Here is a 25,409-nt window from a genome sequence, read left to right as displayed (position 1 = left end):
ATCTTGCATTAAATGTTTTTGTAAGCTATAATGTTTGCTGGATAAACTCAAGCGGAGGTTTTGATGGATTCTGCAGATGCCTTTAATGTTGCATATACGCCATTTTTGCAGGCCGCATTCAAGGCTGTAAAGGTTGTGTGTGAAGCCTTGCAAGTAGCACCGAATGAAGAATTGTTCAAACGATATGGAATTGGTGCGGGTGGGGATAGAAGCTTGGGGGCTGATTTGTTGTGTGAAAAGATTTTCTTGGAACATCTTCTCCCTTTTGGTTCTGTGCACTCGGAAGAAAGTGGTTTGATTCAAGGGGCGGGGGAAGATATTATTTATCTCGATCCTCTTGATGGCAGTTCTAATTTTACCGCCTCTATTCCTTATTATGGAGCTTCTATTTCTTTACACACAAAAGATTTAACTCCTAAGGAAGCTTTAGTTACGAATTATTGCTCTCAAGAAATCATATTTAAAAGTATGGACTTTGAGGGAGGAAAGCCCTTTGTTATCTATAATCAAGAATTAAAGCCATTTGTGGGTAAGGGTGCAAAACCAAAGCTAGGTATTTTTGAGGCCGCATTTGCTAATATGGACCTTGCACAAGAGGTTCATCAGGCAGGTTTGAAATTTCGGTCACCCGGTGCGATGGCATTATCTTTTGCTTACGCGCGATATTGTCGTTTTGTGATTTATGGTGGAAGATTGCGTCCGCATGATATTGAGGCTGGATTGTTTATTTCTAGTGACTTAAATGTTTATAGAGGAGATAAGTTTTTGCTTGTCTCTGCTGAAGAGAGTGTTTTTCAAGATATTCTAAGAATGCTTAAAGAAAGGGAATAATGATGGGTTTCGCGGACTTTTTTAAAAATTTTGCAAAAGAAAAAGAAAAAGAAAATTCAAAAGGTGCAGATAGTGCGTCTTGTTGGGTAAAGTGTCCTCATTGCAATGAGTTAATGTACTACAAGGAAGTCATTGCACAAAATCGAGTTTGCCCAAAATGTAATTTTCATATGAAAGTGGATTTGCAAGAAAGAATTGCCATGCTTTGTGATGAAGGTAGTTTAGTTGAATACGATAAAGACTTAACACCAACAGATCCCATTGCTTTCGTGGATAAAAAAAGCTATGAAAAACGTGTAGAAGAAGGTATGGAAAAATGTGGTCGCCCGAGTTCTGTCTTAGCGGGTGAATGTCGAATTAATAATGTGCCTGCACAGATTGTTATTTTTGATTTTAATTTTATGGGTGGTTCTTTGGGGTCGGTTGAAGGAGAAAAAATTGTGCGAGCAATTAATCGTGCTATTGCGAGAAAGCATGGCCTAGTTATCGTGAGCACAAGCGGAGGAGCCAGAATGCAAGAATCAACTTATTCTCTAATGCAGATGGCGAAGAGTTCTGCTGCTTTAGCAAAGCTTTCAGCACACAAGCTTCCTTATATTTCAATATTAACAGACCCTACATTAGGTGGCGTGAGTGCATCTTTTGCATTTTTAGGTGATATCATCATCGCAGAGCCTGGTGCAACTGTGGGTTTTGCTGGTGCAAGAGTGATTAAGCAAACTATTAGTGTAGATTTGCCTGAAGGATTCCAAAAGGCAGAATTCTTACTTGAGCATGGATTGATTGATATGATTGCACATCGCAAAGACCTAAAAGGGCGCGTGAGTGCATTATTAAAGTTTTTAAACCAACATGATCAAAATACGACTTTATTGCATTTGTAAGCCTGAAAAAGATCATTTTTTTATGATTGCAGAGCATTATCAAAAGCTTTGTAGGGGGATTGGTGTAGTTTTGGAGTTACATTCTTTGTTTTCTAAAAAATTGCATTCTGTACATAAGCAACGGGAGGCAAAGAAATTTTATGATGAGTTATTCATGCCTTATTTGCACGATGCTTTTTGTGTGGCTTTATCACCTAATGGAAAGGTAGTAGACACAGAGCAATTTGCACAATTTATGGCTAATAAATCCCTCATTCATTGTTTTGTGGGGGGTGCTTATGGCTTAAGTCACGAATTTCAAGCAGCTTGTCATCAAAACTTTTCATTATCGCCTCTTACTTTTTCGCATAAAATTGCTCATATTGTTTTGTGTGAGCAAATCTATCGAGCGATGAGTATTTTATGCCATCACCCCTACCATAAGTAAAGGAAATCAATGACAAATATACAAAGAGAGGAATTTAAGGAGATTCTCCTTAAACGCAAAGAACAACTTCAAGATAGTTTCGCAAATCATGTTAATGAAATGGATGCCCTAAAGCACCAAAAAATGAGTGATGAAATTGACTATGCGAATGCCAGTATGCAGAATTTAGTGGGTAATTCTATTTCTTTGCATCATAAAAAAGAGTATGATGATATTGAAATCGCCCTTATGAAGATTGAAGAAGGGGAGTATGGAATTTGTGAAATGTGTGGTGAGGAAATTAGGATAGACCGACTTAAGGTTAAACCTCATGCAAAGTACTGTATTATTTGTCGTGAATTTATAGAAAAAGAAGGGAGAAAATAATGCGATTGCGTAATTTAACGATTTTATGGGTAGTGTTAAGTTTAGCGGTTGGGCTTTGTGCGTATGCTATCACGGGGGAACATTATTCTCACTCCTTTCATATCCCCTTTATGCAAGAATCCTTCACAGTTAGTTTACCTATTGCAGTTTGGGTAGTTTTACCATTAAGTATTTTTTTCTTTATTGTCTGCTTAGCGTTATTTTGTACAAAAGTGAAGGCTTTTTTAGAGAAAAGGCGCTCACAGGAAGATTCTGAATTTTTAATTAATCAAATTGTTGCCCAAGTTTTTGGGGAAGATTTTTCACATACTTTCAAAATCAAGAACTTAAATGAAATCTCAAAATCTTTGGCAAGATTTAATATTACACCCAACATTCAAAGTATGCCCAGCGGTGTAGAAAAAATTGACCAGGTTGTGCAGGTTTATAAATCATTACTAGAAGGAGAAGTAACAGATTTAAGACGTTTTAGAGTTTCTGAGGATTCAGCATTGCTTTTCATTGAAAAACGCAATAAGATGGCGAAGGATGCAAATTATGCATCCGAAATTCTTAAGAAAGATACAGAGCCATTAAATCTAAAACGTGAGGCATTTCTTGCTTTGTTACAGTATGATAATACCGCTGAACAGATTCATAAATACCTACATATTGTAGAGATGGATAAAGAAATTGCTAAAGCATACTTGAATGCGGTTTTGGCACAGAGAATCTCCTTTATCAAAGAAGAAGTTATAATGACGATAACAAAGGCTGAGTTTACTGATAAAAGAACAATTAAATGGGTTCTTGAATGCAAGAAGATTCTTAGCCCGGACCAGTGGTTAAATTTTGCTGAAGAATTGGCGAATCGTTATGAAGTAGCTGAAGAAGCATATTTATATGTTTTAGCTAATTTAGAGATGATTCATAATCTTAAGGAACGTTTAAAGCTACACACAGAGCATGAGTTTTTGCGTATGCGTGCGTTTGCAGATTTGCGTGATGAGGGTAAAAATTATCCCCTAGAAGCATTTTATTCATAAATGTATCGTTTTTTATTTATTTTTATCTGTTGTGTAGATTTGTATGCAGAAATGGCACGTTTGCCAGAATGGCTAGAGCCACCTCTAAGTACGAGGAGTTGTGATGAGAATCAGGTTTGCGACGCGACACTTTACCTAATTAACAAGCCCTTATTGGAAACATATGCGGTTTTTGCTCAAGCAGCATCAGAGCCAAAAATGGGGATTCAGCCACCCTTGTATCAGCTAGTTGAACGTTTGAACCCTTTGGAAAGTTTTGTGGATACGCGTTATCCCGTGAGTGTGTATTATTTATGGAGAAGTTTGCACAAATTAGAAGTGCAAATTTTATGGTCAAGTGGAATTGAGAGTTTTTATTTTGAGGAGATTGAAGGATCAACAAAGTTATATCATTTTGTTAAGCCTTATCAGCGATGATTGGAACACTTCTTGCTAAGTAGTCGTTTGAAACTCTACAAAAAGTTAGAGTCTTTTTGTTAGGGAAGAGTTCTCCGCCTCCTCCCTAATTTTTTTATAAGGAATCCTTATGCGACCTTCTTTGCGTTTGTTGTTACTTTCAACTAAGTATGCGGCGAATCAGTATGCCAAACGCCATTTTATTTTTATTTTTATTTTTATTTTTTCAGCGTTATTTTTGTGGCTTTTTATTTCAAATAGCTTGGATACGCAACGACACTATGGTTCGATTATTAATGTGAGTGGTAAGCAAAGAATGTTAACACAAAGGATTATTTACTTAACACAGAATCTTCTATCTTCCCCAACAGAACAGCAAAAAAATCAACTTTATGTTGAATTAAGAAAATCTCTTATGGAGCTTTCAGAGATTCACAAAAACCTTAAAGAACAAATTAAATTGTTTGATTCAGCTTGTTCAATTTATAGATTGTATTTTGGTTCTTTGAATCTAGAGACAAAATTGGATACTTTTATTCTTTTGGGGCAACAAATATTAGAAGAAAAGCAAGTGAGTAAGCAACACCAAATTGGGGAATATATTTTCAATTTATGGGTGGGGGATAATGTTTATAAGGTAAATAATGATTATGCTTATGCTCCTTTGTCGATTCCAGAATCTTTTTTGATTATTGAAATTGAGGACAAGTCTATTATGCCAATTCGAGAAGGGATTTTGGGTTTACTTGAGTTGGCAACTTTTAATTTTCAAACACTTGCAGAAGAGCAAGCAGAAAAAATTAAAACACTTGTAATGATTTCTTATATTTTTTTAGCATTGATTGTCTTGATTGAATTTATTTTTTTAATTATACCTATGTTGATTGTGTTACTTTCAAGAGAAATGTAAAAGTCAATCTATAAAAAGTCTAGCTTTTAAGCGAATCTACTACTTTTTTAATCTAAAATACGATAACTATATGAAGGTTATAACTGAGTTGCAATTTTGGAGTAATTTTAATGACACAAGAAGAGTTAGATTCTTTAATGAATGGCGATGTAAGCCTAGATGGTGTGCTTGATGAAACAACAGATACTGCAGATGCAGAAGAAGAGGGTATGGTTGTGAATACAGCAGACGCTGAAGGGTATCGGGTTGCAGCTTCTAATCAATGGCCACCGCCTCCGCCAACAGAAGATCATAAGGTTGTCAGTCAGCTGGATGATGTAACAAAAGGGATTGAAACAAAAGCAAATCAAGTTTTTGATTACCTTGAGACAATCAGTAATCAAATGATGGATATTGAAGGAAATGGGCGCGATATACAGAAATTTGTAAAAACTCAAAAGGAGTTGTTTGAAAAGCTTCATGAGGCTTTTCCTCAGATTCAAACTTTCTCGAAAGCTCTTGCAGATATAGAAAATGCTCAAAAGAAGGTAGATTTGATTATTACTTCAAGTCTTGATGTTGGTGATGGTATTATGAGTATTATGGATACTATGCAGTATCAAGATATTCACCGCCAAAAGATTGAAAGGGTAATTAATGTTATGCGGACACTTTCAAAATATATGAATTCTCTTTTTGAAGGTAAAATTGATGATTCTAAACGCGTAGCTTCGGCGACACACATTGCAGGCGACAAGGATACAAAAGATGTTGTTAGCGAAGATGATATTGAAGCTCTCATTGCTTCTTTAGGTGGAGGACATAGTTGATTGTTTGAGCTTCTTTCTCCAGCAGGAAATTTAGAAAAATTAAAAATTGCTCTTGCCTATGGTGCTGATGCACTTTATGGTGGAGTGAGTCATTTCTCTCTACGGAATCGTTCGGGACGTGAGTTTGACTATGATTCATTTGCGGAGGGTGTGAATCTAACGCATAGCTATGGTAAAAAAATTTATGCTACCGTGAATGGTTTTCCTTTTAATTCTCAAATCCAGCTTTTAAAATCACATTTGCAAAAGATGGCGGATATTGGTGTTGATGCTTTTATTGTTGCCACGCCCGGTGTTATAAGGCTTGCTAAACAAATTGCACCACATATTCCTATTCATCTTTCTACACAAGCGAATGTGCTTAATGTGCTTGATGCTGAAGTGTTTTATGAAATGGGTGTGAGTAGAATTATTGCTGCAAGGGAAATTAGCCTGAAAGATTTAAAAGAAATTAAGACTGCTTTGCCACAGCTAGAGCTGGAAATTTTTGTTCATGGAAGTATGTGTTTTGCATTTTCTGGACGTTGTTTGATTAGTGCTCTGCAGCATGGGCGAGTGCCTAATCGCGGGAGTTGTGCTAACGATTGTCGTTTTGACTATGAATATTTGATTCAACCACCACAATCAGAAGAGATTGTAAATGCAAAAGAATGTATACATTTTGTAAGAGAGCCTGATACGGGTGTTATGATGCGTCTTGAGGAGGAAGAGGGTGTTGGGACGCATATTTTTAATGCGAAAGATTTAAGCTTGATTGCCCATATTGATGATATTATTCAAAGTGGCGTGGTTGATTCCTTTAAAATTGAGGGGAGAACAAAGTCGAGTTATTATGTCGCCATTACGACTAAGGCTTATCGCTGTGCAATTGATGACTCTTTGAATCATTGTTTTAATGCAGAATTATATCAGCAAGAAATTGATACACTAAAAAATCGGGGCTTAACAGATGGGTATATTGTCCATCGCCCTTTTGTGCGCTTGGATACACAAAACCATATTACACCTATGAGTGAAGGAGATTTTCAGGTTGTTGCAGAGGTTTGTGAAACGCAACAACATGCCTTAGCCAAATTTCGTATTGATAAAAACAAGGAATATGAAATTGTTTCTCCTTTGGGTTTTGTTCCAAATCTTGTTAGTAATGATATTGGTGAGATTACACAGAGAAATGGGAGATTTTACCTCTCTTTGCATAAAATTATCACAAAAGAGAGTAAGGAGCTAGAATCTATCCATAGTGGTAATACACAACCTTTTTGTCTTCCTGCCACTTTGAAAGCATTTAGTTTTTTACGAACAAACATAAAGGAGTTGTAGATGGAATTTGTATCAATTGTGATTGGTAGCAAGAGTGATTATGGTGTTATGCAAGAGTGTGCAAAAATTTTAGAGAAATTTGATGTTCCCTACGAAATGATTATCAGTTCTGCTCATCGTAGTCCTGAGCGTACAAAGAAATATGTTCTTGATGCTGAATCTAGAGGGGCTCAGCTATTTATTGCAGCAGCAGGAATGGCAGCCCATCTTGCAGGAGCCATTGCGGCGATGAGTACAAAGCCTGTGATTGGTATTCCGATGGCAGGGGGGGCATTAGATGGCTTAGACGCTTTGCTTTCAACTGTGCAAATGCCATCTGGAATGCCTGTTGCAACTGTTGCTATTGGGAAAAGCGGTGCAATTAATAGTGCTTATATGGCTATGCAAGTTCTTGCATTAAAAGACAAAGAATTAGCAGAAAAACTCAAAGAAGATCGTGTGATGAAGGCTAAGAATGTGGAACTAGATTCTGCTCAAATTGAACATTTATTACCGCGTTAAAAAGGGGGTAAAATGGAAAATTGGTTAAAAATCGATGATTTTTGTGAAGCGACGAACCTGAAAAGAGAGCTTGTTGAGAAGTTAATAGCTGATAAAAAACTTAAGTCAAGAGAGGAAAATGGTGTTATTCTTGTTGATGCAACCTCAAGCACGAATGCAATCATCAAGAAAGAAGATGTTGATGTCCCCGTTTTGAGTCAAGAAACGAACGCACACATTGCTTTTGCTGAAAAAACAATCGGAACAATTTTGAATTTACACGAAAAGGTTTTGGAAGCAAAAGATGATTCCATTGCTTCTTTGAAAGATGAAAATAAATTTTTAAAAGATGCATTATATTCTATGCAAGAGCTTTATGATGATGATCAAAAAGGAGCACAATTTTTGCGTGAACAACTTGCACGTTCGCAAGAAGAATTAGAAACACTTAAGCGAAAATATCGATTAATGTGGGGTAGGGCTGGCGATAAAGTGGAGTTATCACCTTTAGTTAAAGATGAATCAAAAAAACCAGATTCTCAATCACAAGAAGAAGAAGATGCTAAGTAGGAATTTGCAAGAAGTTATTGCACGTATTGAAAAAGCAAGGATAGCCTATTCACGTCACCATATTGTTAAAATTGTTGCAATTAGCAAATATCATCAAGTGGAAGAAATTAGGGAATTGTATGAATGTGGGCAACGCACATTTGGTGAAAACAAAGTGCAGGATTTAAAAGCAAAAAGTGAGGATTTGGAAAATCTTCCTTTGGAGTGGCATTTTGTAGGTACTTTGCAAAGCAATAAGATTAATGCGTTACTTTGTTCTCCTGTAAGCTTGATTCATAGCATTCACAGCTTGTCAATTGCCTTAGAGCTAGAAAAACGTTTAGAACGTGAGAAAAAAACTCTTAAGGCATTATTGCAGGTGAATAGTGCTAATGAGCAAAGTAAAAGTGGCTTTAGCCCTAATGAAGCTTTAGAGAAATATATTGAAATTTTAGAAAAATGTCCGCATTTAAAATTGTGTGGATTGATGAGTATTGGAGCACATTCAGAACAAAGAAGTCTTGTGCAAAAGAGTTTTGAGATAACACAAAGACTTTTTGAAGAATTAAAACCAAAAGGGGCAGAAATTCTTAGTATGGGTATGAGTGGTGATTTTGAACAAGCCATTGCATGCGGAAGTAACTTAGTTCGCATTGGAAGTTTACTATTTCAAAAGGGACGATTTTTATAAGTATTGAATGTGTGATATTAGAGGAGAATGGCAGAAATGATCATTGCAAAAAAATTGTTTTCATACTTACCTGTGAGTTTGTTTGGTTCGGTGATGGGGTTAAGTGCAATTTCTGCTGCTTGGCAGTTGGTTGAGGATTTATCTGTTTCCTCATATTTTTCGGCAATATTTGCTTGTCTTGCAATGGTTGTTTTTGTTATGTTATGTGTTGCTTATGGCTTAAAGATTATTACAAGTTTTCAAGATGTCAAAGAAGAATTTGCAAACCCTATTACGCGTCCATTCTTTGCAACATTTGCTATTTCTCTTTTATTGCTACCTTTTTGCCTACATTTGTGGGGGTTTTTTCAGCTTGCTTTTTATGTTTGGACTTGTGGGGTAGTTTTAATGCTAATATTTAGTGCATATATTGTGAGTTTTTGGATTAGTTATCCGCATAATATTTCTCATATTACTCCTGCTTGGATTATTCCTGTTGTTGGAATTTTGGATATTCCGCTCGCTATACCTATTTTGCAGATTGAATTATTAGGGATAATGGAGTTGGCAAGAATATCTGTTGCTATTGGTTTGTTCTTTACAACACCATTGCTTACATTGATTCTTGCAAGGGTAGTTTTCTTCGAGAAATTACCTGATAAATTAATGCCGACATTGGTGATCTTTCTTGCACCTTTTGGGGCTGGGGTTGGTGCGTATTTAGTTGCCTACAACGATCACTTACTCCCTCTTTCTTTATATTTTATTGGCTTATTTTTCTTTTTTGCACTCATTCCACAAATTCTTAGAGTTTATTTGTGTTGCCCTTTTAGGGTATCTTGGTGGGCAGTGAGCTTTCCTTTGGCGGCGATGAGTGTGGCAGGGCTTAAGATAAGTAAAATGGTTTTTATGTATGAATCTTTGCTGGTAACTCAAATCTACCGCTTTACTGCCATTGGATTCTTATGTTTAACGACACTTATTATCATATGGTTAACTTTAAGAACACTGCAAGGTATATTTAAGGGGGAATTGAAGAGTTTAGCTTAGCAGTAGATTTTTTCTGCTAAGCTAAAGAGTTATTGCATTTCGTGAATGTATGGAACGCCCTGAATAAGACGAGTTCCAAAAATCATTTCTGCACTTTTTGCAACAAAAGAAGTATCAATATTTCTTTCACTTACAGGAATTTCATAACTTTCAGCATAAACTTCTTTCAAGACAGCAATAATACTCGCATTATCTTTTAGATTTTTGGTTTTATTGATGATAAGTTGTGACTTAATGGCTGAGCTTTCGCCACTCAAAGGCACGATAACTAGCTTGACGTTTGTTTCTTTGAGACGTTGGTCAATACTACTTAGCTCTTTGCGACAAAAAGGGCATTCAGGGCTTGTTACGACAATGGTTGTTTTCTTTGCACCTTCTTTTGTTGTTGCGGCAAGATTAATGAAACGTTCTTTTGGCATGGCTAAGAAGAAATCATTTAGTTTTGCTGAACGTTGTGAAGCATTAAATGTGTCGATATTGCTTAGCATTTCCTTTATAAGAATATCATTTTTCTGGTTACTTGAGTAAAATAAATCTGGCATAAGAATCATTACACCTTTTCCCTCTTGTGTCGCAACAAAAGGAACTCTTTGTATCCCCATTTTATTGCTGAATTCGATATTGACTAGACGCAAATTATCCATATCGATGAGGGGTTTTGAATCTATTACCTTTACCTTATGTCCAGTTTTGGATAATAGAGAAACTAAATTATCTTCGAAAGTTGCTGCGTAAACAACAGACATACTAAGTAAGAATCCAGCAGAAGTGACTAGAAATTTTTTTCGCATAATATTTACCTTATTTTTGAATTTATACTAAAAGTATTACAAGCCCATTCTGCAGTAAATCAAAGATAATTTTTCTGATTTCAGGATAGTTTGTAATTTTTTGATGTAGAATTATAGTTTACTTTCATAAATCAATCTTAAACAAAAGGATATAAAAATGGCAAGAAGGTGTGCTATAACAGGAAAATCTCCTATGGTTGGCAATAATGTAAGCCATGCAAACAACAAAACAAAAAAACGTTCACTTCCTAATTTAAGAACTTTACGCATTGCATTGGAAGATGGTTCTAGCATTAAAGTTAAAGTGGCTGCTTCTATGCTCAGAACGCTTAAAAAATCTTCATAACCTTACAAAAAGGATCTGTTTTAGTTTTTTGCAGTTATTTTGCTTCACTAAAACATTAAAGCCTAATCAGGAATGGAACTTCTTAAAAAGCTGGGTAAGATTTTGCACTGGGAGCGTCCAACGCGTCCAGAAGTTGATTTATCGGGTGATCTTTATGAACAACTAAAGCCCTTTAGGTTACCCTTTGTCCTCCTGCAACTAGGTCTTTTAATCAGCACATTGGGTTATATGCTGATTACGGACTATAACCTTATGCAGGCTTTTTTCCAAAGTAGCTATACTTTTACGACGACTGGTTTTGGTGCATTAGAGGAAAAAAATTTTGATGGCTTGGCAATACTTTATACAAGCTTGGTTATGATTGCGGGTTCAGCGGTATTGAGCTTTGCAACAATTAGTGTGATTGATATTTTAAATCGTGGGAAACTTGTTGCTATCATTAAGGAGAGAAGAATGATTTATCGTATCGCCCGTCTCAAAAAGCATTTTGTGATTTGCTACCATAATGAATATACAATCCAACTTTCAAAACATTTTAGAGAGGCACAAATTCCCTTTGTTGTCATTGACCCATCGCCAAATTTTGAGGAACAAGCTTTAAAAAATCGTTACCCTTACTTTGTGAGTGCAGAACCCCATACAGAAATTGCGATGCTTAAATCTCATTTATCTAGTGCTAGGGGTGTGATTACAGTTTCTAAAAATCCTGCAGATAATATTGCACAAATTGCTTCTGTACGTCTTTTTGAGAAAGAATTAAAACGTAAACCTTACTACATTATTTCAAGTGCAGAAAATGATGAAGATATAGAAAAACTTAAAAAATTAGGCAGTAATGTTGTTGTTTCTCCCACGCGTTTGATGGCACAGAGATTAAGTACAATGGCGACTCGTCCGGATATGGAAAATCTGTTAGAACAGTTTGTCTTTAAAAAGGATACGCCACTCGACTTAGAAGAGGTGGTTGTTCCACGTGTGAGTTGGATGGCATTAAAAAAGATTAAGGAAACACATTTGTCTGAAATTGCACAAGTGCACATTGTCGGTATTACGCAAAAAGATGGAAAGTTTATTTCTATGCCAAAGGGTGATACGCTCATCACAAGTGAATGTCGTTTGTTGCTTATTGGTGGGTCTAATAGTATTCGTGCTGTTAAAAAAATAATCAATAAACATGAAAAACCAGAGGAGTTAAAATATGTTTAGTGTATTTTCGATTGATGGAGGAGTTTGTGCCCCTAAGGGTTTTTATGCTGATGGGCTTTATGCGGGATTGAAAGCACCTGGCAAGCTTGATGTTGCTTTTGTGTATTCTGAATTTAATGCTTCTTTAGCAAGCGTATTTACAAGTAATCATTTTTGTGCAGCACCTATTGTGCATGCAAAAAGCCTATTTCAAACAAAAGGTAAAAATGGTGTTCTACCTTGTAATTTTATTTTAGTGAATGCAAAAAATGCGAATGCATTAACAGGAGAGGAAGGGTTGCAGAATGTTAATTGCTTAATGCAAAAAATCAATCAGCAATTTCAAAATCTGCAAAACCCTATCATGGCTTCTACTGGTGTAATTGGCGTACAACTTCCAACAGATAAAATCTCTTCCATATTTAACAAAATTAATCTCCATAAAAGAGACGGAGCGGCTGCAGCACAGGCAATTATGACAACAGATGCTTATTCCAAAGAAATTGCTTTTGAGATAGAATGTGAGGGAAAAAAGTTTCGCATTGGTGCAATGTGTAAAGGGGCAGGAATGATTTGCCCATCAATGGCAACTTTGCTGTGTTTTGTAACTACAGATGCGGCTTTACCGACAGAAGATATGAATGAGCTTTTGTCTGAGAGTGTTGAGGAAACTTTTAATACAATTAGTGTTGATGGTGATATGTCGACAAATGATTCAGTATTTTTAATGAGTAATGGTGCAAGCGGTTTTTACCATAAAGAAGCATTTCGATTTGCTTTAAGGGAGGTGTTACATAAACTTGCGATTGACATTGCACGTGATGGTGAGGGTGCAAATAAGCTTGTTGCATTTGAGGTAGTGGGTGCAAAGACGAATGAAGACGCAAAAAAAATTGCAAGAAATTTAAGTAATTCTTTGTTAGTAAAAACGGCTATTTTTGGGGAAGATCCTAATTGGGGACGTATCGCTTCAACAATTGGTGCAAGCGGTGTAGAGTGTTCTGAGTATTCTTTATCTATTTTTTTTGATGAGGTGTGTGTATATGAGAGAGGGAAGATTCTATTTACCGATGAATGTGAAAAAAAGGCAGCGGAGGTAATGCAAAGAGAGCATATAAAAATTATCTGCAATCTTGGTTTAGGTGAAGGAAGATTCAAGGCGTATGGCTGCGATTTGGGTTATAATTATGTGAAAATTAATGCTGACTATCGTTCGTAGTCGGTTAATGATGAGAATTTAAGGCTAACAAGATGGAGCAAATTGGATTAAATGAATTAGCAAGACATATTTATGATAAAATGAATTGGTTTAGGGGGTATGTGGCAAAACATCCCATAGGGAAGCAATTTAAGGCGGAACATTTTACTCCAAAAATGCCCATTCAAGAGGTTGCACAAAAAGCATATGAAATTTTAAAGAACCCTGAAGGAATACTAATTATGAGACAGTCTTTATATCGAAATACAAAGTCTATGCCCATTCCTGCCGAAGTTTATGCCTATAGTTTATATGATGATGCCTATCCCTTGATTTTTCTGAATGCACAAAAAACGCTTGAAGAACAGACGCATTTATTATTTGTAGGTGTAATCCGCATTTTGCTTGCAAATGATGGTTACTATTCGTTAATGTTTGATTCCTCAATTAAGGATAGCTATGCCGAGAAAGTTTATTATAATTTATCTGAATTAGCAGGAAGTGAGGTCTTTTTAGAGCCGATTAGAACCGAAGATTCTTATTATGAGCGAGAATCTGCATTGAGTGATATTTTTATGAAAGCGGTGAGAGATTGTTTGTATAGCGGTAAGCTTTCCAATCGTGATGCGGCGGGATTATTAGATGTAAGCGAACGCACTTTGGTCGCAATGTTTCCATGAAAAGAATTTATTATACACAAAACCCTTTGCTTTCAAGTGCAAGAAACTATATGTTTTGGGGTTATCTATTATACACAATTATGGGGTTTGGTGGCGAGATTCTTGTGCTTCTTGGGTGTGTCGCAGGGATTTTTTATTTAGTCGGTGTTTATCGTTTTTCTGTTGTTACGAAATCGAAAATTTTTCGTTGGTATATGCTAAATGTATTATCTTGTTTTATCGTATCTTTGTTTGCGGGAATTGTGATAAGTTTATACATTATTTCTTCTAATGAAAGCAGAATGAGTGAGTCATCATTATATATATTATTTGGAATTAGTGCGGTTTTTGTTGCGGGCATTATGACTATTGATATTTATTTTAGCTATCAAATTTCTAGGGCATTTACATTGTTAACGAAAAATGGGCTTTTCTGGTTATCTTTTCAATGTTATTTACTGCTTTATTTGTTGGTAATTATTATTTGTGTAATTGGTTTTTTTAGTTTTGGAACACTTTTAATAAGTGGGGATTTAGGGGATTTTAATTATTTAGAAAATCTATTCAGTAATAATATTTTACTTATTGTTACCTTTTTGCTTTACTTATTTTTGGCGGTGATTCTTTCATTGATGCGTGTAGGTGGTTTTCTTATTGCCCTATATTCGATTGAATCAGTTTATGTTCCAGATTCCAAGATTAAGGAGGAAGGATGAGAATTCTCTTGCTTTGCTTATTTGCCTGTATTCAACTTTACGCAAAGGATTTGAAGGCTGAAGAAGAGGTGATGTTGAGGGGCGAACTACCACGAAGTTCTTTTTTAAAAGCGGATTGTTATACAACGCCAGATTCAGAAGAATGTCGTGATCTTTCTTTGAGTGGAATGTTGGTTTTTCAAAATCGTCCAAGCAATCAATTAGAATGTGAGGGAACAAGTAGCATTGCTCTTTTTTATCCTGATGAGGAGAGTGTAGAATCTTTCAGAGGTATTTTGATTTATGGTGCTGATGCCATTAAGGTTTCTATTAAGGGCGATAAGGCTTTATACGAGCGATTAGATAAGGAATTTTCTCAATGGTATAAAGAAGGCTTAATGGGAGAGGTACGTTTTTTGCTTAAGAAGGGGACATTTTATAATTTTTCTGCGGCCGATATGGTTTGCAATGGGGGGTGGATTTATCAAATTGAAGCAAAAGATATTGAATTAGGTGAAAAAATTTTTGATGAGTTGGGTAATCGCGAACAGTATGGTAAGGTATTTGGTGGTATTGATAGGCAGTACGATAGCTTATTACTGAATTCTAAAAAGCAAAGTGTAAATCTGTATATCTCTCCCAATAAGAAAGTTATTGCTACAATTCTTCCAGCCAAGCAAAAGCAGATTCTACTTTATCGCATTGACCATATCCATACAAATAAATGGGGCGATAAACGGTACCCAATCACATTTGACGAGAGCATTAAAATAAAAAATCAACAAGAAAAACATAAAAATTGGGTGAAGGTAATCTATTTCCCACCCGAAGAGCAATCAGGTAAAAAAGCTTATATGGGCTATATTAAACGTAGCGATATAAACGCTGAATCTTTACGTAAAAGCGAGAATGGCTTATATTAGAAACGCTAATCGAATTTTGTGAAAACTGCAAAAGCTATCAAATGGGGCTGTGTTCCACTTCATATTATAGCTTGAAATATCAATCCCTTCTTCAAGCTGGATAATATCTGCTGTATCTACATTTTGAAAAATATTGCTAATTGCATCAAATAAGCATATTTTAGAGCCTTTGTAACCAATCTCAAAAGTTGTTTTCATTTTTTTAAGCATTTCTTCTGTAGTTGCTTGTTGACAGGTAAAGCTATAATCTGGGAGCATGGAAATCTCCTTGCTTACTTCAACGATGGGATTTAGCCCATTATACTTAAAAGTCTGATAGATTTTGTCAATACTAAAGCCGTGATCCGTCTTTATGAATACATTTTCAAAAAGTAATTCTTTGTAGAGATGGTAGTAAACCCCATAAGCCCAAAAAACCATTTTGATTAGCTTAATTACATTGGTTGGTGGATTAACGCATATAAAGTAGTTTGCTACATCAAGCGGACAAACTTCTAATTGTCCTTGAACTGATTTAGTTGAAATGATGGAATCTGCTGTTTTAACCTTTTTTTTAAACATATCTGCGACACTGCTCATAGTTATCCCCTGGTTAGTTAGAATTCATTATTGTAATGATAATAATGTTGTAAATTGTATAAACCCCGATATTATAACATAAAAAGGTAATAAGTAGATTAAGATTTACTTTATTGAATCCAAAAATTAACATAATTTTTTTAGGTTATAACTTTATTGTGGTAGATCTATAAAAAAATTAAGAATTTATAGGGTTTTGCTCGGAGTAACGTAGCAATGTTGCAAATTTTCTTTTAGTTAGAATGAATACAAAAATATCTTAAAAAGATTACTTAATGCTTTATTATAAGCTTTGCAGGAGGCATTGATATTTTTTTAGCGATAGATGGGTAAGCGACAGAAAAATCATCCGGAGTGAAAATTCTCAATATAAAAAAAATAATAGAAATTAAAGTTGATTAGAAAGATTATGATATAAATTTTCAAATTATTATAGACTCTTATAATAATGCATAATATTAGATAGGTGGTTGTTGCCAAGCAGGAAAGTTAGATGCGGTGAATATAATAGATAAAACAGTGGTAGTATGACAACAGGAGCATTTGAATTAGCATTTAGGAAAAAAGAATTCAATGTAGATAACCCTAAATTTTATGTAAGAAGTCACATAGGCGGTTTTCACTTAATAGAAACAAGCCTTGAATCTACTTTTGCAGAGTTTAGCACACCGGTCGTATCAAGGCTATATTTGTCAACATGAGGACACGGAAGAAAGAATTTGCAAGATTTAAAGTGAATAGACTCACTTTAAATCTAGAGTGAATGTTTAATGTCTTGTGTTGATTCTTTCTATTGCAAATTTTTTAGCAGTTTCTAGTGCTTCATTTATTTTTGTTTTGTCTTTTCCTCCAGCGGTAGCAAAGTCGTCTCTCCCTCCACCGTTGCCTCCGAGCACTAAAGCAACTTCTTTAACCCACGCACCTGCTTTGATAGGGGCATTTTTTACTCCTGCTGTAATGGTTACTTTATCATTTGATTCTGTAATGAGTAGAATGGCTACATTCTCATTCTCATTTTTTGCTTTATCTATAGCCTCTTTTGCGTCTTTTGGCTCAAAGTCTAATTTTAAGATAATTAATTTTATATTCTCAATCATTTCGTAATTAAGATTTCTGACAAACTGTTTTGATTTATTGTTTTTTTCTTTTACTTCTACCAACTCCTTTTTTATTTTTTCAATACCCTGCAGTAAGTCTTGTGCCTTAAGTAACTCCTTTGCCTTTGCGATAGTTTCAAGGGCATTCTTGCCGTATTGATAAGCCGCTTTTCCACAGACCGCTTCAATGCGTCTTACTCCGCTACTTACGCTACTTTCTTTAATGATATAAAAACTCCCAATTTCTGCTGTGTTTTGCACATGGATTCCGCCGCACAATTCAATCGAATTCCCAAAACTAATCACCCTTACATTTTCACCATATTTTTCACCAAATAAGGCCATTGCTCCCTTAGCTTTTGCTTCCGCAATATTCATTGTTTCACATATTTGCCGACTTGCATTTATAATTTGTTCGTTGACATATTGTTCAATTTGTTGCAGTTCTTCACCACTTAAGCTTTTTGGGTGAGAAAAATCAAATCTTAGGCGATTAGATTCAACAAGACTTCCGGCTTGGGCAATATGGTTTCCTAAAATATTGCGTAATGCCAAATGTAGGAGATGTGTGGCAGAGTGATGTTTTGTTATCTCTGTCCTTAATGTCTCATTTACTCTTGCTATTACACTCTCTCCAGTATTTAGGCTAGATTGACATTCAACCAAAGAAAGATTTAAGCCAAAATATTTTTGTGTATCCAAAACCTTTGCAATGATAGAATTTTTCTTAAGTAATTCTCCTTTATCGCCAATTGGTCCCCCACTTTCAGGATAAAAGGGTGTGGTCTCTAGCATTACATAACCCTTTTGCCCACTTTTTAAAAATTCAGTGCTTTTAAAGTGAGAATCAAGTATGGCTAATATTTTAGATTCTGAATTTAAATGTGTGTAGCCCACAAAAGTATTTGTTCCAAATTTACTTAAAAGCAGATTAAAATCCCCTTCTTTAAGAGTGTCTCCACTTCCTTTCCAGCTTGCTTTGGAGCGATTTTTCTGCTCATTCATACAATTCTCAAAGCATTGCATATCTACTTCTATGCTCTTTTCACGCAACATATCTTGTGTTAAATCCAGAGGAAATCCGTAAGTGTCATAAAGTTTGAATGCGATTTCACCACTAAAAAGAGTTGTTTTAGAATCTAGGAGTTGTTTTAGTTCTTTATTGAATAATTCCATTCCGGATTCAATGGTTTCAAAAAAACGTTCTTCTTCATTTTTGCATTGTTCTATGATGGTATTTTTTCGTTCAGCAAGATAGGTGTAATGCTCACCCATTGTTTCACATACAGCACTAATAACTTTATATAAAAATGCATGTCTAAGTCCCAGTAAATATCCGTGTCTTACGGCTCTACGTAAGATTCTACGTAAAACATAGCCCCGCCCTTCCTTATCAAAATTAACACCTTGTGCAAGTAAGAATGTAACACTTCTTGCATGGTCTGCTATAACGCGAAAGCTTGCCTGAATTTCCCTGAATTCTTTAATCTCTGATGGACTTAAATTTGTGATATTATCTAATAATACATCGTCATGATGATATGTTTTGTTTGTAAGTTGGGCAATGCATTCCATAAGTGGTGCAAAAAGTGAAGTATCAAAATTATTAATCTTACCTTCAAGTAATGCTATTACGCGTTCTAAACCCATACCCGTATCAATGCTTGGTTTTGGAAGAGGGGATTTTTTTCCATCCTTTTGATTATATTGCATAAAAACAAGATTCCAAATTTCTAAGAATCTATCACCTTCGCCACCAAAATAATCTTCATCGGAATTAAAGTATTTTTCACCCTGGTCGACATAAATTTCGCTACAAGGCCCACAAGGCCCACTATCACCCATTTGCCAAAAATTATCTTTATCACCCATTCTTTTAATGTGACTTGAATCGATGTGTTTGCTCCATAGCTTAAATGCCTCATCATCGCTTTCATGGATACTTACATAGAGTACGGATTTATTAAAACCTAATACTTGCGTTACGAATTCCCATGCATAATCAATCGCTTGTTCTTTGAAGTAATTTCCGAAGCTGAAATTTCCTAACATTTCAAAAAGTGTGTGGTGACGTGCGGTATAACCAACATTTTCTAAGTCATTGTGTTTTCCACCCGCACGAATGCAAAGTTGTGAACTTGTTGCACGTGGTGTCTCTGGAATAGGAATTTTACCTGTAAAAATATCCTTAAATTGCACCATTCCCGCATTTGTAAAGAGCAGACTTGCATCATCTGGCACAAGAGGCATAGAGTCATAAATCTGATGCCCTTTATTGGCAAAAAAATCTAAATAAAGTCGCCTCACATCTTTTATTTTTGTATCATTTTTGATTATATTCGACATAAATACTCCTTTATGGTATGTCAATTTTACCATAACATAGATTAAGTTTCTCGAATCTATCTTTTTTATTATCTGTAGGGTTACTTTAGGTTGTCAAGTGTATCCTAAAACATATGTTTGTTGCTGGAGTTGTGAGGATTTTAACTCTTTTGAATCTGTTTTTGTGAGGAGAATTATTGACAATTTATTAAGTTTATTTTTGGTATGATTGCGTTGCTTTCAAAGTGTCTTTAAAGCATAATTCAAGGATACTTTGGCACATTTTTACCTTAAAGAAGGGGGACTTTATGTCTAACAGCACAGGAACAAGAATTGAGCATGACCTTATCGGCGATAAGGAAATCAGCAATGAATTCTATTATGGTGTGCAAACTGCACGTGCACAGGAGAATTTCCAAATCAGCGGAACGACATTAAAAATTTATCCGGATTTCATTAAAGCCTTTGCACAAGTCAAGAAAGCAGCGGCAATGGCAAATGCAAAACTTGGCTTGCTAGATAATACACTAAAAGATTACATTTGCAAAGCTTGTGACGAAGTGTATAGTGGTAAATATAATGATCATTTTGTTGTGGATATGTTTCAAGGTGGGGCAGGAACTTCAACAAATATGAATGCAAATGAAGTAATTGCGAATGTTGCACTCGAGCTTATGGGCAAGAAAAAGGGTGATTATGACCATTGTCATCCTAACAACCATGTAAATCTTTCACAATCAACTAATGATTCTTATCCAACTGCCATTCATATTGCACTTTACAATAAGATTGAAAAATTATTAGGTGCATATGAAGTTTTGGTTAAATCTTTTGATAAGAAGGCTGAAGAATTCAAAGATGTGATTAAAATGGGAAGAACACAGCTTCAAGATGCTGTGCCTATGACACTTGGACAAGAATTTAAAGGTTTTGCTGATAGTATTAGAGATGATATGGAATATCTTAGACTTGCACAGAAAGCTTGTTTAGAGGTTAATATGGGTGCGACAGCAATTGGAACAGGAATTAATTCTCATCCAAATTATACGAAAGAGATTGAAAAAACATTGTGCGAAGTGACAGGCCATGAATACACAATTGCAAAAAATTTAATTAAAGCGACTCCAGATCAGAGTGCGTATCTTGCGACTTCATCGGCATTGAAAATGTCAGCAACAAAAATTGCAAAAATTTGTAATGATTTAAGACTTCTTAGCTCTGGACCACGTGATGGAATTCACGAAATTAGTCTTCCTGCAATGCAACCGGGAAGCTCTATTATGCCAGGAAAGGTTAATCCTGTTATTCCAGAGGTTGTGGGACAGGTTTGTTATTACATTATTGGGCAAGATGGTTGTGTTGTTTTAGCTGCAGAAGCAGGGCAGTTACAATTGAATGTGTTTGAGCCCGTTGCAGCTTATACATTATTTAAATCTTTAGATATGCTTAAGAATGCACTAAAAACTTTTGCGACACTTTGTGTCGATGGTATTCAGGCTGATAAAGAAACTTGCCGTGAGTATGTATTGAAAAGTATTGGGCTTGTTACGGCACTCAACCCTTATATTGGTTATGCAAAATCAACTGAAGTTGCAAAAGAGGCTTTAGAAAAGAATCTTAGAGTAAGTGATTTGGTGATAGAGAAAGGTTATTTGACAAAAGAGCAAGTGGAAAAAATTATTGAACCTGAAAGCCTTATTGCTCCACGCGAAAAGATTAAATTCTAATTTTTATGAAAAGAGTAGTTCAGCCTTATAGTGGCTGGGCTACACGCCCTTTGCTATTTTTCTGCCTCATTTTTAAAGTCAATAATAATCATACCACAAAAGCGACGATTCTTGTAAAACTCGACTCGTACAAGATACCCCGATGCATCAAGAGTGTAGCGCGACGAGATATCCGATTTTTTAAGCGTAATATTTTCCTCGCTTACTACACCTTTCCTTTGAAATCCGATAATATTTACACGTATACTTGGGTCATCAATGTGATTAACTAAAAAACTTTCTTTTGCTTTGATGATTTGCCCCATTGCGACCTGTTGTGTTTGTTTATCAATTGTCATCGTTACTTCAGGTAAAGAATCATCAAAGGAAAAAAAATCAGGAGAAAGCTTAGTGCTAACGCGGTTACCATATTTAATAAGATGATTTTTGCCTTTAACATAATAGTGCACAATCGGATTATCTGAATGGTAACCTAAATTTTTTGTCATTGGAAAGTAATTGATGATGGATTTAAGGCGGTTAATAGGAAGTGTAATACGATTATCAAAATGGATTAAAATATTTTCATCATTCAAAATTTGGCTAACGCCTTGAGGTGTTAAATCAAAATCACGTTCAAACTCGATTCCTAAGTATTTCATCATTGCTTCAACGCTTAACAAATGATAATATACGCGTTCATTTACATTCAGACTTTTACTTGCCTCATTTGCAAAAGCTGCTTTTTTCTGCTTAATTGCATAAAATGTTAGTGATTTCTGTTGTTCTTTGTCGCTGGTTGCGGTATTTGTATTACGAATACGGTAGCGATGTAAATCATTTAGCAAATGCTGATTAATCTCGTCAGTAACCTGTTTCATAATTTGGTTTAGCTCACCATGTGCTGTATCTTCTAGCTTCTCTTGGTCAATAATGCCAATTTGTCCCCATCGTTTAGGATTTTGTAGGCTACTAATGTAAGCTTCATTGTAGAATCCGCTACCATCGTGCAAATGTAAAATCACTTCTATTTTTTCATCTTTAATAATTTTTTTAATACTTTGAATGCGTGCATACTCTGGATCACTTTTACTTAATTTATCAAACTTACGATTCATGTCTCCATAAATACCGCGATGGTTTTCCAATATGCTATGTTGATTGAGATTTGGAATAACCCATATGTTGCCTTTTTTTATTGTGTAATGAGGGCTTGCAACAATCGTTGCAGCATTAAATCCGCCGGGTTCATCACCTTGAATCCCACCTAAAAGGAGAAAAGTTTTCTCCTCCGGTAGTGTTTCTTTTTTAAAAATTTGTAAATTCGGCTCAACAGAAAAAAGAGGACACAAGCTTAAAAAAATAAAACCAATAAAAATAAATTTCAATTCTATCCCTTATTTTATAAAAATAACTTCTACCTTATCATTGTAACGTAGAGCAACTGACATAATCATTAAAGCTAAAAGTGGAATGAAAAATGCTTGTATTTTCACATTAAATTTAATCCATGGAGGAGTTTATAATGACAGAAATCAATACAGGTAACGCGGGACTTTCTTTAGCATTACTCAAGAGCCGGTTGGGAGAATTTTCAAATGTGCCGACAAGCAGTTCAAATGCTGAATTTAAGCCTAATGCAACAGAGAACAAGGGAATGATTACCCCTAAGCAAGATAGCCTTAGTCTAAGTAGTTCTAACTTTGAGGTTCTTGCTTTTACAAAAAGTGTGAAGGGGGCAAATGAATTTATTGGTGCACTACAAACAGCGAATGTAACGCTTAAAAAGATTGATAAGGCGATGAGTGAGGGTGCAGACACAGGTGTAGTGAGTGACCTTGCGGAAAAAAGTAGCTTTATGGGTAATAAACTTTTTAATAAAAACTTGCTTGTCTCTGTTGGGGGTAAGGATTTTTCATTAACTTTGCAAAATCCTGCAGATCTTTCTGATGACAGTCGTGGCGAATACATTAGCTCCAAACGTGCTGAAATTGCACAAGTTCTTTCTGATGTGAATGTGGCTGTTAGTTCACATGAAAGTATGCCGAGTGTTCCTACGAATGGAAGCAAATATAATTTTGAAGAATTTGATGCCGAAGCCTTCAAGAAAATGTTTTAACACCATATAAATGAGTCTTATTAGGATTCTTAAGGGAACTTGGGTATCCTGATAAGTATCTGTATATTTTAAGGTTATTTTACCATTCCTTAGCTTTTCCCTTTACAATCCGTAACATCCCCCTAACTAAAAATATAAATTTTAATATTTTTTAGAAAATAAATAAGAAATATATTTTAAAATCAATCATCATATTATTTTATGTAAAACTTTATTATTAGGATCTTTTATGGCGGAATTTAAAATAGATACAAATGGCGTGCAATATTTTGAGCATGAGGGGATAAAGATTGGTATTGGAGGAAATGGAGAAATCACCAGCGATACCATTCCTTTAGAAGGTCTAATGCAAGCTGTTGAGGAAATTCAACAAGCACAGGTTGCACAAGCACAAGGTAGAGCATTCCCGATTAGCAGAGCTTGGATTAATAAGGTATGGTCTAGCGAAAGGGGCACAGAGGATGTTTCAGGTAAATTTATGACAGAGAAAAATCATGGTGGACACATGAAGGTAGAAACTATTATGTATGGAGATGGTATGGTTTTTGGTTTTGTGAATGAAAGACAACTCCAATACACGCATAATAATGGCGATTCTTATAGTGCTTGGTATCATTATTGGGATTTAGGGGTGCATGAGAATGCAATTTTTAAATTTAGGGCGACTTCTTGGGGAATAGCAGATAATTGGGAGAGTCAAATCAGTATTCTTTAAGCCTTATTACCTCTCCTGTGGGAAGGGAGACTAATCTCTAGCTATTTTTAGAATATGCCTCTTTTATGGTGTTCTTAAAGCTAGTGATGGTTTCTACATCTTTTTGCACCTGTTCTATAGAATTACCACCTGCGTTGTTTTCATTCATTTTAAGGCTCTTATCGATTGTCTTAAAGAATTCATTCATTATCTCTTCTTTGCTTGTAGAATTAAAAAAAGGAAACTCTATACCTCGCTCAAATGCACTAAAGGGAGTTCCTGTATAAAGTTCTGCTTGCTTTACTTTATGTTGAGTATATGTGGAAGATGCCATGAATTGCTCATGAAAACTCAATGTCTGCCAATAATCACTCGCCGCCCTTGCTTCTTCTGTTAGCCCTGCTTTATTGAGTTCCACTGCCCAAGGATTGCCTATAGGGCTATATAAAAACCAATCTCGTTTAGGATTTCGTATAAAGGCATCAGTTACTTCTCCTTTTTCATTAAAAACAATTTCATTTCTTCTCAGTGCTTCTGCAACTTGTTCTTCTGTGATATTATTGCGTTTAATTTTATTAGGATTAAACTTCTCATTAATGTGTTTTGTAATCCTTGCTATTTTTTCTGCTTCTGTTTCTTGTGGTTCTTTGTTTTCTACTTGTTGAGGAGAGATAAGACTTAAAATACCTAAACCATCTTTGAGTGGAGTTTTAATCTTTTGTATAGAATCATTTTCTAGCCAATTTGTAGATTCTTTAGTGTTTGTATTCTGTAAATCGAGTGAGAAAGTATCTTTAAAGGATTTTACTTGCTGTGGTTGTTTTAAATCTCTTACAAAAGTATTATGATTGTTGTAACCTGTTGTTATCATTTTATTTCCTTTATTGTTGATTTGAATTCTTAGAATAAACTTCTTGCATCACATTTCTAAATTCAGTAAGGATTTTTTTATGCTTTTGCACTTGTTCTATAGAATTACCACTTGTATTGTCAATAACTATCTTAAGACTTTTATTAATTATTTTAAAGAATTCATTCATAATATTTTCTTTGCTTGTAGAATTAAAAAAAGGAAGTTCTATGCCTTGATCCCGTGCACCAAGAGGAGTTCCTGTGTGGAGTTTTGATTGTCTTGCTTCATATTGAAAGTATTCGATATATAAAACACTCTTCTCCTCAAAGCTAAGTGTTTGCCAATAATCACTTGCCGCCCTTGCTTCTTCAGTTAGCCCTACTTTATTGAGTTCCACTGCCCAAAGATTGCCAACTCCAGAAATTAAACGCCAATCTCGCTTGGGGTCACGTTCAAAATAAGCTGTTACTTCTCCTTTTTCATCAAAAACAATTTCATTTCTTCTCAGTGCTTCTGCAACTT

General features: G+C 35.3%; 28 protein-coding genes. 22 read left to right on the top strand and 6 right to left on the bottom strand.

The features are described from left to right. Positions 1–63: 63 nt before the first annotated feature. The 13 genes from CCZ01_RS02030 (at position 64) to CCZ01_RS01970 (ending at position 9,717) form a co-directional block, all read left to right on the top strand. Positions 64–831: an FIG domain-containing protein gene (locus CCZ01_RS02030; protein WP_112051573.1), complete on the top strand. Its 768-nt coding sequence runs from the start codon at positions 64–66 to the stop codon at positions 829–831. Positions 832–833: 2 nt separating this feature from the next. Then, positions 834–1,715, top strand: a complete 882-nt coding sequence (gene accD / locus CCZ01_RS02025) for an acetyl-CoA carboxylase, carboxyltransferase subunit beta (protein ID WP_112051572.1) — start codon at positions 834–836, stop codon at positions 1,713–1,715. A gap of 22 nt (positions 1,716–1,737) precedes the next feature. Beyond that, positions 1,738–2,142, top strand: coding sequence for a 23S rRNA (pseudouridine(1915)-N(3))-methyltransferase RlmH (locus tag CCZ01_RS02020; RefSeq protein ID WP_258436385.1), 405 nt, complete (start codon positions 1,738–1,740; stop codon positions 2,140–2,142). 9 nt (positions 2,143–2,151) lie between these two features. After that, positions 2,152–2,508, top strand: a complete 357-nt coding sequence (gene dksA, locus CCZ01_RS02015) for an RNA polymerase-binding protein DksA (protein ID WP_112051570.1) — start codon at positions 2,152–2,154, stop codon at positions 2,506–2,508. Continuing rightward, positions 2,508–3,533 carry a hypothetical protein gene (locus tag CCZ01_RS02010; protein WP_112051569.1) on the top strand — a complete coding sequence of 342 codons (1,026 nt, stop codon included), beginning with the start codon at positions 2,508–2,510 and terminating at the stop codon, positions 3,531–3,533. The genes dksA and CCZ01_RS02010 overlap by 1 nt, the downstream gene beginning before the upstream one ends. After that, entirely contained in the window at positions 3,534–3,950 is a 417-nt protein-coding gene (locus tag CCZ01_RS02005; RefSeq protein WP_112051568.1) for a hypothetical protein, read from the top strand. It abuts the gene before it with no gap. Between the two features lie 109 nt (positions 3,951–4,059). Beyond that, complete coding sequence (locus tag CCZ01_RS02000) at positions 4,060–4,839, top strand: type IV pili methyl-accepting chemotaxis transducer N-terminal domain-containing protein (protein WP_112051567.1); 780 nt, start codon at positions 4,060–4,062, stop codon at positions 4,837–4,839. Between the two features lie 110 nt (positions 4,840–4,949). Then, on the top strand, positions 4,950–5,648 hold the full coding sequence (locus tag CCZ01_RS01995; protein ID WP_112051566.1) for a chemotaxis protein: 699 nt from the start codon (positions 4,950–4,952) through the stop codon (positions 5,646–5,648). Next, positions 5,649–6,968, top strand: coding sequence for a peptidase U32 family protein (locus CCZ01_RS01990; protein WP_112051565.1), 1,320 nt, complete (start codon positions 5,649–5,651; stop codon positions 6,966–6,968). Next, complete coding sequence (purE, locus tag CCZ01_RS01985) at positions 6,969–7,469, top strand: 5-(carboxyamino)imidazole ribonucleotide mutase (protein ID WP_112051564.1); 501 nt, start codon at positions 6,969–6,971, stop codon at positions 7,467–7,469. Positions 7,470–7,481: 12 nt separating this feature from the next. Next, on the top strand, positions 7,482–8,018 hold the full coding sequence (locus tag CCZ01_RS01980) for a DUF3972 domain-containing protein (protein WP_112051563.1): 537 nt from the start codon (positions 7,482–7,484) through the stop codon (positions 8,016–8,018). Continuing rightward, positions 8,008–8,688: a YggS family pyridoxal phosphate-dependent enzyme gene (locus CCZ01_RS01975; RefSeq protein ID WP_112051562.1), complete on the top strand. Its 681-nt coding sequence runs from the start codon at positions 8,008–8,010 to the stop codon at positions 8,686–8,688. Before CCZ01_RS01980 ends, CCZ01_RS01975 begins: the two co-directional genes overlap by 11 nt. A gap of 27 nt (positions 8,689–8,715) precedes the next feature. Then, entirely contained in the window at positions 8,716–9,717 is a 1,002-nt protein-coding gene (locus tag CCZ01_RS01970) for an SLAC1 anion channel family protein (protein ID WP_112051561.1), read from the top strand. Between the two features lie 29 nt (positions 9,718–9,746). Here CCZ01_RS01970 and CCZ01_RS01965 read toward each other — a convergent pair whose 3' ends face one another. Further along, positions 9,747–10,508: a hypothetical protein gene (locus CCZ01_RS01965; protein ID WP_112051560.1), complete on the bottom strand. Its 762-nt coding sequence runs from the start codon at positions 10,506–10,508 to the stop codon at positions 9,747–9,749. A 157-nt stretch (positions 10,509–10,665) separates the two neighbouring features. Between CCZ01_RS01965 and rpmB the strand changes: the two genes are divergently transcribed. The 6 genes from rpmB to CCZ01_RS01935 all read left to right on the top strand — a co-directional run bounded on the left by rpmB (position 10,666) and on the right by CCZ01_RS01935 (position 15,514). Continuing rightward, positions 10,666–10,854, top strand: a complete 189-nt coding sequence (gene rpmB, locus CCZ01_RS01960) for a 50S ribosomal protein L28 (RefSeq protein WP_112051559.1) — start codon at positions 10,666–10,668, stop codon at positions 10,852–10,854. A gap of 72 nt (positions 10,855–10,926) precedes the next feature. After that, positions 10,927–12,060: a potassium channel family protein gene (locus CCZ01_RS01955; RefSeq protein WP_112051558.1), complete on the top strand. Its 1,134-nt coding sequence runs from the start codon at positions 10,927–10,929 to the stop codon at positions 12,058–12,060. Next, on the top strand, positions 12,053–13,258 hold the full coding sequence (gene argJ, locus CCZ01_RS01950; protein ID WP_112051557.1) for a bifunctional glutamate N-acetyltransferase/amino-acid acetyltransferase ArgJ: 1,206 nt from the start codon (positions 12,053–12,055) through the stop codon (positions 13,256–13,258). The genes CCZ01_RS01955 and argJ overlap by 8 nt, the downstream gene beginning before the upstream one ends. 32 nt (positions 13,259–13,290) lie before the next feature. Continuing rightward, a complete protein-coding gene (locus CCZ01_RS01945; RefSeq protein WP_112051556.1) occupies positions 13,291–13,917 on the top strand; it encodes a hypothetical protein in 627 nt (208 codons plus the stop codon). Further along, positions 13,914–14,612, top strand: coding sequence for a hypothetical protein (locus CCZ01_RS01940; protein WP_112051555.1), 699 nt, complete (start codon positions 13,914–13,916; stop codon positions 14,610–14,612). The genes CCZ01_RS01945 and CCZ01_RS01940 overlap by 4 nt, the downstream gene beginning before the upstream one ends. Beyond that, positions 14,609–15,514 (top strand): hypothetical protein, encoded by a 906-nt coding sequence (locus CCZ01_RS01935; protein WP_112051554.1) that lies wholly within the window; start codon positions 14,609–14,611, stop codon positions 15,512–15,514. Before CCZ01_RS01940 ends, CCZ01_RS01935 begins: the two co-directional genes overlap by 4 nt. Here the strand turns inward: CCZ01_RS01935 and CCZ01_RS01930 are convergent. Next, entirely contained in the window at positions 15,506–16,093 is a 588-nt protein-coding gene (locus CCZ01_RS01930) for a Panacea domain-containing protein (RefSeq protein ID WP_112051553.1), read from the bottom strand. The genes CCZ01_RS01935 and CCZ01_RS01930 overlap by 9 nt on opposite strands. Before the next feature lie 767 nt (positions 16,094–16,860). Next, positions 16,861–19,536, bottom strand: a complete 2,676-nt coding sequence (alaS, locus tag CCZ01_RS01925; RefSeq protein ID WP_112051552.1) for an alanine--tRNA ligase — start codon at positions 19,534–19,536, stop codon at positions 16,861–16,863. A 287-nt stretch (positions 19,537–19,823) separates the two neighbouring features. Here alaS and aspA point away from each other — a divergent pair, with 287 nt between their 5' ends. Continuing rightward, positions 19,824–21,242: an aspartate ammonia-lyase gene (gene aspA, locus CCZ01_RS01920; protein ID WP_112051551.1), complete on the top strand. Its 1,419-nt coding sequence runs from the start codon at positions 19,824–19,826 to the stop codon at positions 21,240–21,242. Positions 21,243–21,295: 53 nt separating this feature from the next. On the opposite strand, the gene CCZ01_RS01915 is transcribed toward aspA, so the two are convergent. Beyond that, a complete protein-coding gene (locus tag CCZ01_RS01915; RefSeq protein ID WP_112051550.1) occupies positions 21,296–22,609 on the bottom strand; it encodes a M99 family carboxypeptidase catalytic domain-containing protein in 1,314 nt (437 codons plus the stop codon). A gap of 137 nt (positions 22,610–22,746) precedes the next feature. Between CCZ01_RS01915 and CCZ01_RS01910 the strand changes: the two genes are divergently transcribed. Further along, positions 22,747–23,340, top strand: coding sequence for a flagellar FLiS export co-chaperone (locus CCZ01_RS01910; protein ID WP_181566276.1), 594 nt, complete (start codon positions 22,747–22,749; stop codon positions 23,338–23,340). A 229-nt stretch (positions 23,341–23,569) separates the two neighbouring features. Then, on the top strand, positions 23,570–24,055 hold the full coding sequence (locus CCZ01_RS01905; protein ID WP_112051548.1) for a DUF4879 domain-containing protein: 486 nt from the start codon (positions 23,570–23,572) through the stop codon (positions 24,053–24,055). Between the two features lie 37 nt (positions 24,056–24,092). Here CCZ01_RS01905 and CCZ01_RS01900 read toward each other — a convergent pair whose 3' ends face one another. Next, positions 24,093–24,905: a hypothetical protein gene (locus CCZ01_RS01900; protein ID WP_112051547.1), complete on the bottom strand. Its 813-nt coding sequence runs from the start codon at positions 24,903–24,905 to the stop codon at positions 24,093–24,095. A 10-nt stretch (positions 24,906–24,915) separates the two neighbouring features. After that, a partial coding sequence (locus tag CCZ01_RS10290) for a hypothetical protein (protein ID WP_181566275.1) occupies positions 24,916–25,409 on the bottom strand: 494 nt, incomplete at its 5' end.

This window comes from Helicobacter monodelphidis (assembly GCF_003288845.1).
Classification (GTDB): Bacteria; Campylobacterota; Campylobacteria; order Campylobacterales; family Helicobacteraceae; genus NHYN01.
The sequence above is the reverse complement of the archived record's forward strand: the minus strand, read 5'-3'. Positions and strand labels throughout refer to the sequence as shown.

Excerpts from the sequence above, each read along its gene's own strand:
- CCZ01_RS02030 (WP_112051573.1), top strand. The coding sequence starts at position 64 with ATGGATTCTGCAGATGCCTTTAATGTTGCATATACGCCATTTTTGCAG.
- accD (WP_112051572.1), top strand. The coding sequence starts at position 834 with ATGGGTTTCGCGGACTTTTTTAAAAATTTTGCAAAAGAAAAAGAAAAA.
- CCZ01_RS02020 (WP_258436385.1), top strand. The coding sequence starts at position 1,738 with ATGATTGCAGAGCATTATCAAAAGCTTTGTAGGGGGATTGGTGTAGTT.
- dksA (WP_112051570.1), top strand. The coding sequence starts at position 2,152 with ATGACAAATATACAAAGAGAGGAATTTAAGGAGATTCTCCTTAAACGC.
- CCZ01_RS02010 (WP_112051569.1), top strand. The coding sequence starts at position 2,508 with ATGCGATTGCGTAATTTAACGATTTTATGGGTAGTGTTAAGTTTAGCG.
- CCZ01_RS02005 (WP_112051568.1), top strand. The coding sequence starts at position 3,534 with ATGTATCGTTTTTTATTTATTTTTATCTGTTGTGTAGATTTGTATGCA.
- CCZ01_RS02000 (WP_112051567.1), top strand. The coding sequence starts at position 4,060 with ATGCGACCTTCTTTGCGTTTGTTGTTACTTTCAACTAAGTATGCGGCG.
- CCZ01_RS01995 (WP_112051566.1), top strand. The coding sequence starts at position 4,950 with ATGACACAAGAAGAGTTAGATTCTTTAATGAATGGCGATGTAAGCCTA.
- purE (WP_112051564.1), top strand. The coding sequence starts at position 6,969 with ATGGAATTTGTATCAATTGTGATTGGTAGCAAGAGTGATTATGGTGTT.
- CCZ01_RS01980 (WP_112051563.1), top strand. The coding sequence starts at position 7,482 with ATGGAAAATTGGTTAAAAATCGATGATTTTTGTGAAGCGACGAACCTG.
- CCZ01_RS01975 (WP_112051562.1), top strand. The coding sequence starts at position 8,008 with ATGCTAAGTAGGAATTTGCAAGAAGTTATTGCACGTATTGAAAAAGCA.
- CCZ01_RS01970 (WP_112051561.1), top strand. The coding sequence starts at position 8,716 with ATGGCAGAAATGATCATTGCAAAAAAATTGTTTTCATACTTACCTGTG.
- CCZ01_RS01965 (WP_112051560.1), bottom strand. The coding sequence starts at position 10,508 with ATGCGAAAAAAATTTCTAGTCACTTCTGCTGGATTCTTACTTAGTATG.
- rpmB (WP_112051559.1), top strand. The coding sequence starts at position 10,666 with ATGGCAAGAAGGTGTGCTATAACAGGAAAATCTCCTATGGTTGGCAAT.
- CCZ01_RS01955 (WP_112051558.1), top strand. The coding sequence starts at position 10,927 with ATGGAACTTCTTAAAAAGCTGGGTAAGATTTTGCACTGGGAGCGTCCA.
- argJ (WP_112051557.1), top strand. The coding sequence starts at position 12,053 with ATGTTTAGTGTATTTTCGATTGATGGAGGAGTTTGTGCCCCTAAGGGT.
- CCZ01_RS01945 (WP_112051556.1), top strand. The coding sequence starts at position 13,291 with ATGGAGCAAATTGGATTAAATGAATTAGCAAGACATATTTATGATAAA.
- CCZ01_RS01940 (WP_112051555.1), top strand. The coding sequence starts at position 13,914 with ATGAAAAGAATTTATTATACACAAAACCCTTTGCTTTCAAGTGCAAGA.
- CCZ01_RS01935 (WP_112051554.1), top strand. The coding sequence starts at position 14,609 with ATGAGAATTCTCTTGCTTTGCTTATTTGCCTGTATTCAACTTTACGCA.
- CCZ01_RS01930 (WP_112051553.1), bottom strand. The coding sequence starts at position 16,093 with ATGAGCAGTGTCGCAGATATGTTTAAAAAAAAGGTTAAAACAGCAGAT.
- alaS (WP_112051552.1), bottom strand. The coding sequence starts at position 19,536 with ATGTCGAATATAATCAAAAATGATACAAAAATAAAAGATGTGAGGCGA.
- aspA (WP_112051551.1), top strand. The coding sequence starts at position 19,824 with ATGTCTAACAGCACAGGAACAAGAATTGAGCATGACCTTATCGGCGAT.
- CCZ01_RS01910 (WP_181566276.1), top strand. The coding sequence starts at position 22,747 with ATGACAGAAATCAATACAGGTAACGCGGGACTTTCTTTAGCATTACTC.
- CCZ01_RS01905 (WP_112051548.1), top strand. The coding sequence starts at position 23,570 with ATGGCGGAATTTAAAATAGATACAAATGGCGTGCAATATTTTGAGCAT.
- CCZ01_RS01900 (WP_112051547.1), bottom strand. The coding sequence starts at position 24,905 with ATGATAACAACAGGTTACAACAATCATAATACTTTTGTAAGAGATTTA.